The following is a 3760-nucleotide window of genomic DNA, read 5'->3' as shown; positions in this document are numbered from 1 at the left end:
CCTCCGCCGCAGGATGTTCGCCCGGTCAGTAGGCGAGCTTGGTCGCGTCCGTGACCCAGCGGGTGGAGACGTAGGGCTTGTAGTCGGAGAGCGTGGCCGGAATCTTGCCCTGTTCGAGCAGGAAGGCGGCGGTATCGGAAACCGCCTTCACCGTGCCGCCGCCAAGCAGCGCTTCGCCGGCCTGTTCCTCCAGCGTCGGGAAGATATAGCCCTTGAGGAGCGCCGGAACCTCGTCCTGCTTGGCGCCGGTGAGGCGGGCGATCTTTTCCGCTTCCGGCGAGGTGGCGTTCCAGGCATCCGGATTGGCGCGGTAGGCGGCCGTCGCGTCACCCGTCACCTTCACGAAGGCAGTGACGACGTCGGGATGCTCTTCGGCGAACTTCTTGCTGACGATCCAGGCGTCGAAGGTCGGGCCGCCCCATTTGGCGACGTCGGCCGAGGTCGCAAGAACCTTGCCGCTCTTCTTCAGCTCGGACAGGACCGGATCCCAGACATAGGCGCCGTCGAGGTCGCCGCGCTCCCAGGCAGCCGCGATTTCCGGCGGACGCAGGTTGAGGATTTCGACGGACTTCGGATCGACGTTCCAATGTTTCAGCGCCGTCAGCAGGCTGTAATGGGCGGTCGACACGAAGGGCGTCGCGATCTTCTTGCCGGCGAGGTCCCCGGGCTTTTCGATTCCCTTCACCGCGAGCGCCTCGGCTTCGCTGATCAGGCCGACGACGAAGATCGTCTCAATCGGTAGCTCGCGGCTGGCGGCGGCGGTGAGCGGCGAGGAGCCGACATAGCCGATATCGAGGGAGCCGGAGGCGATGGCCGCGATCACGTCGGCGCCGCCGTCGAATTTCTGCCAGTTGATCTTGGCGCCGGTCACCTTCTCATAGGTACCGTCGGCCTGGGGAACGCGAGACGGCTCGACGATCGGCTGGTAACCGATATTGAGCGTGACGTCGTCGGCAAAGGCCGTGCCGAAGGATGCGGCCAGCGTCAGCGCGGCGGTGGCGGCCAGCAGAGTTCTGCGGGTAATGGTCATGATCTCTCCTCAAGTTTCCGTTGCCCGAGCTCTCTGGGCGGGCCGGTAAATTGAGATTATATAATCTATGAATTTAGTAGAGAAATTTTCGCCTCAATTTTAAGGCCGCGCCGCAATTGGTTTTTCGCTGATCGCAGGCTGTCGTGGAACGGGGTGCGCGACCCTACTAGGGGTGGCAGAAGCGCAAATTGCGGGGTTTGGGGTCGAAGACGGCAGAAAATGATGCGAATAGGGCACGTATCACAGCAAAACCGCGTGTAAACGCGAAAATCCAGGGCTGTTCTTCTTGCGACGGTCGGCGCAAATAAATTATACCGTTTTTATATGTTTTTCGCACTTCGGTGCCTAGAATGAGCCGGAATCACCCGTCATGGGTGAACCGAACGATCTTCCCGAAGACGACGGGCCAATCTGGAGAGCGCGACAGACGGTTTCGCGCCGCCGGGTGATCCGGCCGATTAAGACATGCGGATGGAAAGCAGGCGCACATGCTGACGAAAAAGGGAAAATACGGACTGAAAGCCCTGGTGGATCTGGCGCGGCTTGCGCCCGGTGAAACGGCTTTCGTCAGCGAGATCGCGCTGCGCAACAACATTCCGAAGAAGTTTCTCGACACGATCCTTCTGGAACTGCGCAATGCCGGCATGCTGCGCTCCAAGAAGGGGCCGGGCGGCGGCTATTCGCTGTCGCATCCCGCCTCTGAAATCCGCATCGGCCATGCCATCCGCGTGCTTGACGGTCCGCTCGCACCGATCCGCTGCGCCAGCCGCACGGCCTTCGAAGCCTGCGAGGATTGCGCTGATCCGGAAACCTGTCAGGTTCGCCGCGCCATGACCGATGTGCGCGACGCCATTGCCTCCATTCTCGATACGATGACGCTGGAACAGTTCGTCGCCGTTCCCGGCGCCGCCGCGATCATCGACGAGGAAGAGCTGGAAAAGCGCGTCGGCTGAACCGGCTTCATGGTCCGTCATGCGGCGGGCCGAAGCGCTGTCAGGTCTCAGCTTCCGACGCGTGCCGGTGCATCTCGATCAGCAGGCGGCCGCTTTGTTCCAGGGCGGCCCGTGACGGGGCCGACAAGGTTTGCTCCGCTTTTTCCATCCCGACCGATCCGGTCTCCCGTATTGCATTCGCCGCCTCCTGCGCGACCGTCAGGGCAGCCGTTGCGGCAAGGAAGGCGTTTGTCCGGTGCTGTCCGGCGAGGCCGATCTGGGCGGCGTCGATCGCGCGACCCGCTTCCTCGGCCATGGCCTCCGCCGCGGCGAGGCGGGCGGAGAGCAGGCCGATGGTGGCCGGTTCCGTTGCTCCTTCCAGAACCTGCCGCAGCGCGCGGCGGCCGGCACCCAGATGGCGGCTCGCCTCCAGCAGCAGATCGAGCGCGTGCGGCACGGGTGGCTGCGGCGCCTCGCCGGCGGCATGCAGCAACACGTCGCCATCGATGAGCACGTCCTTGAACAGGACCGGCTCGGCGGGCTGCACGCCGCCCGGGCCGGGCTCGCAGCTGTTGGCGGCGTAGCGCAGGCCGTCGATGCGGGTCGGCAACAGCAGGCCGGCGGTCTTGCCGCCATCGCCGAGCACGGGGATCAGCATCCAGTCCGCATGGCGCGTGCAGGGCGTCGACAGCGCCTCGCCGCTGAGGCGATGGGCGAGGCCGACAATGGCAAGCGGCAGCGCCTCCAGCTCGGCGCCATTGCGCCGGCCGACGGCTCGTGCGAGCCGGGCACCCGAACGGGCGGCGGCAAAGATCGTGTTGCGCTGGCCCTCGGTGCCGAAGCTGCGGATATGTTCGAGCGCGGTGAAATGCGCCGCAAGAATCTCGCCGAGGGTCGGCGAATGCGACGCGGCCTCCGCGCACACGGCGACCAGCACCGTGTTGGACACGTCGATGCCGCCCTGTTCGGTGGGAACGGAAATGCCGAACAGGCCGGAGCGGGAAAGCAGATCGAGGCGCGCTTCGGCCGTGCCGTTTGCCGCCGGGCCGGAAAGATCGAACAGGCCCGAAACCGTGCGGGCCACATGTATCGCTTCGTCTTCGGTGCCGATCACGGCGGCGGTGCGCACCGGTCGGTCAAGCGCTGATGAAATCGTACCCATGGCGTCAGCTCCTTGCGGAAGGTGGTTTCAGGGTGCGCTGGTTCGGTCGGGCAAAAGATCATATTCTATAGACATTGTATAGATCGCTTTGGCGCTGGGCTCAAAGCCGGACGGGCCGGGGCCTTTCGCGCGGCAGGCAATGCTGCCCCACATGGACGGCCATTTAGAGAGCGAAAGACACAATGAAAAATCCGCCATCTGGTTCCTCGCTCCCGCATCACGGCGTCGATGCCGGCGCAGAATAACACCGGCTCCGTTCCATTCAAGCGGGCGGATCGCTGCGGCCGGACCCGGCTTGGAACCAAGCAGTGCGACGGCCATTCTCCCGATCTGGGGATCGCTGATTAATAGTCTATAGATTTTGTAGATAAATGCCGCTAGAGTGCTCGCGTCATCCTTCGGGAGGAAACGGAATGAGACAAGAGACGGATGTGGCGGTCATCGGTTCGGGTTTTTCGGCCGTGGCGCTGGCGCTCAATCTCGTTGAACTGGCACCGCCGACGGCACGCATCAGCCTCGTCGGCGCGCGCGAAGCGCAGGGCAGGGGCATCGCCTATGCGACGACGGCCGATTGCCACCGCCTCAACGTTCCCGCCGGCCGCATGAGCCTGTTTGCCGATCGGCCCGACCATTTTA

General features: G+C 64.1%; 4 protein-coding genes. 2 read left to right on the top strand and 2 right to left on the bottom strand.

The genetic code is table 11. The annotated features are described in order from the left end of the window. Positions 1-25 precede the first annotated feature (25 nt). Entirely contained in the window at positions 26-1030 is a 1005-nt protein-coding gene (tauA, locus tag ACOZKU_RS04410) for a taurine ABC transporter substrate-binding protein (RefSeq protein WP_421577834.1), read from the bottom strand. 488 nt (positions 1031-1518) lie between these two features. On the opposite strand from tauA, the gene ACOZKU_RS04405 reads away from it, so the two are divergent. Continuing rightward, positions 1519-1983 (top strand): Rrf2 family transcriptional regulator, encoded by a 465-nt coding sequence (locus tag ACOZKU_RS04405; RefSeq protein WP_314093358.1) that lies wholly within the window; start codon positions 1519-1521, stop codon positions 1981-1983. Positions 1984-2023: 40 nt separating this feature from the next. On the opposite strand, the gene ACOZKU_RS04400 is transcribed toward ACOZKU_RS04405, so the two are convergent. After that, positions 2024-3124 (bottom strand): acyl-CoA dehydrogenase family protein, encoded by a 1101-nt coding sequence (locus ACOZKU_RS04400; protein ID WP_421577833.1) that lies wholly within the window; start codon positions 3122-3124, stop codon positions 2024-2026. 413 nt (positions 3125-3537) lie between these two features. Between ACOZKU_RS04400 and ACOZKU_RS04395 the strand changes: the two genes are divergently transcribed. Further along, positions 3538-3760, top strand: a 223-nt coding sequence (locus ACOZKU_RS04395; RefSeq protein ID WP_421577832.1) for an FAD/NAD(P)-binding protein, incomplete at its 3' end; no start/stop codon positions are given.

The sequence above is a fragment of the Shinella sp. M31 genome (assembly GCF_049199205.1).
Lineage (GTDB): Bacteria > Pseudomonadota > Alphaproteobacteria > Rhizobiales > Rhizobiaceae > Shinella.
Note: the sequence above shows the minus strand (reverse complement) of the source record. Positions and strands in the feature narration are given on the sequence as shown.